This is a genomic window from Cohnella rhizoplanae (genome assembly GCF_948329515.1).
Classification (GTDB): Bacteria; Bacillota; Bacilli; order Paenibacillales; family Paenibacillaceae; genus Cohnella; species Cohnella rhizoplanae.
In genome coordinates this window covers 1-1,765 of sequence record NZ_CAOJCN010000055.1, presented here as the reverse complement: position 1 = coordinate 1,765, position 1,765 = coordinate 1, and the positions used below count along the sequence as shown (strand labels likewise).

3 protein-coding genes are annotated in these 1,765 nt (G+C 40.3%); all 3 read left to right on the top strand.

Features of this window, described 5'->3' with window-relative positions; translation table 11 throughout:
• On the top strand, positions 1-186 hold a 186-nt coding region (locus tag PQG80_RS28755), incomplete at its 5' end, for a hypothetical protein (RefSeq protein WP_271755291.1).
• Entirely contained in the window at positions 170-586 is a 417-nt protein-coding gene (locus tag PQG80_RS28750; protein WP_271755290.1) for a hypothetical protein, read from the top strand. The genes PQG80_RS28755 and PQG80_RS28750, both read left to right, overlap by 17 nt.
• Before the next feature lie 281 nt (positions 587-867).
• Entirely contained in the window at positions 868-1,347 is a 480-nt protein-coding gene (locus PQG80_RS28745; RefSeq protein ID WP_271755289.1) for a DinB family protein, read from the top strand.
• The last annotated feature ends 418 nt before the right edge of the window (positions 1,348-1,765 follow it).

Here is a 1,765-nt window from a genome sequence, read left to right as displayed (position 1 = left end):
GCCTACGGCTCCTCGGTCCGCCAGATGGAATTCAAGGAACTGGAATCAGGCGGACATACCTGCGAGGCTATGTCCTGTCGTAACCGGTCGCTTTGCGACCTTAAGCTTCTCGGCGTCGTGAATACGGGAACGTTAGATGAAATTATTGCAGAGCGAATTAAGGAGCGAAATGGAAAAATTTTATGACAAGATAACTAATTGTCTAACCACTTCTTTTTTCTGTTCATTATTAGTGAGTAGCATTTTGTATTTCAGTTTAGATTCGTTAAAGATTGGCAATGTTATTTTAATAATTTTAGGTGTAACAGGATTAATGTGGATCTATAATTTAGTTTTTATACTGCCTTTAAGTTATTTAAAAGAACTGATTCTAAAAAAGATTAGAAATAAGGCTGAAGTGTTTTTGTCGTCGCTTATTTTAGGAACACTTAGTTTTATAGCAGGGCTACTAGTATTATTACTTTTATCACGTGATATTGAATGGATGTTTATCTTCTTCCTTATACCGGGTACCTTTAGTGGCATGATTTATCCAATTATTGAAAGATGGGACGAAAAATCTGTGAGCCAATCAAGAAGGCAATAACTTCATCTAACAATGTATTCACGCTTCGGAACCTGCGGCCCTTCGGTCCGCCTGATGAATTTAAAGGAACTGGAATCAGGCGGACATACCTGCGAGGCTAACTGCGCTGGCGCGTAACCGGTCGCTTTGCGACCTTAAGCTTCTCGGCGTCGTGAATACGGGAACGTTAAGTACAATTCTATCTGAAGCGTGCATTTTCAGAGAAGCAGTATAAACAACAATCAGAAATAATTTGGGAACTAAATAAAACAAATAAGCTCGCGTTTTTAGGAGGCTACCGCATGTTAAAACTATTCGAGTATAACTGGCAAGTTCGTAGAGATTGGTTCGATTGGTGTGAAACTGTGAGTGAGGAAGAGTTGCTTAAAAAACGCATTGGAGGTTTTGGATACTTCCTTCCCACACTTTATCACGTTGTGGCAGTCGAGTATGGCTGGATATGCGGTGGATTACAAGGAAAAGCGATTAATATCCCTCAGTTTAAGGAAGTTGCTAGCTTACAGCAAATAATAGATTTTTCTGCTCATTGCCACATGGAACTCGCTCCATTTATTTATGCTTGGAATGACAGCCTAGAAGACCACATTATGATTGATATAACCGATGAAGGGGAACGAGAAGCTCATAAATATGGTGAAATAATGCGGCATGTAATCGCGCACGAGATCCACCACATCGGTCAACTATCTATATGGTCACGAGAAATAGGAAAGAAACCGGTAACTGCTAATTTGATTGGTAGAGGGTTATTCGAAATATAACGTAAATAAAGATTATAGATCAAAAGCTAATCTAATCAAGGGCGTCCGGCACGAAGTTAGAAATGGATTCGAGTTAGATACTTCAGTTTCGGGGATATAGGGGCAGCAGGACACATCACGTTTCGGGGCTTTCGCCCCTTGGTCCGCCAGATGAATTTCGGAGAGGTGGTTCAGGCGGACATACCTGCGAAGCAAGTCCTGTGTGACTCGGTAGCTTCGCTGACTTAAGCCTTTTGGTGTCGTGAATATGGGAAATTAATAGGATATCAATGCTAGGTTCATAAGTCACATTTAAAGGGCAAAATACATGAAGGAAATTAGAATACCTTACAGGATGAGTAGAGTCATTATCTTGCAAATTACCTCCATACTATTTATTTCACTTGGAGTCTCGCTTTTATTTTATGTATCTCACAAG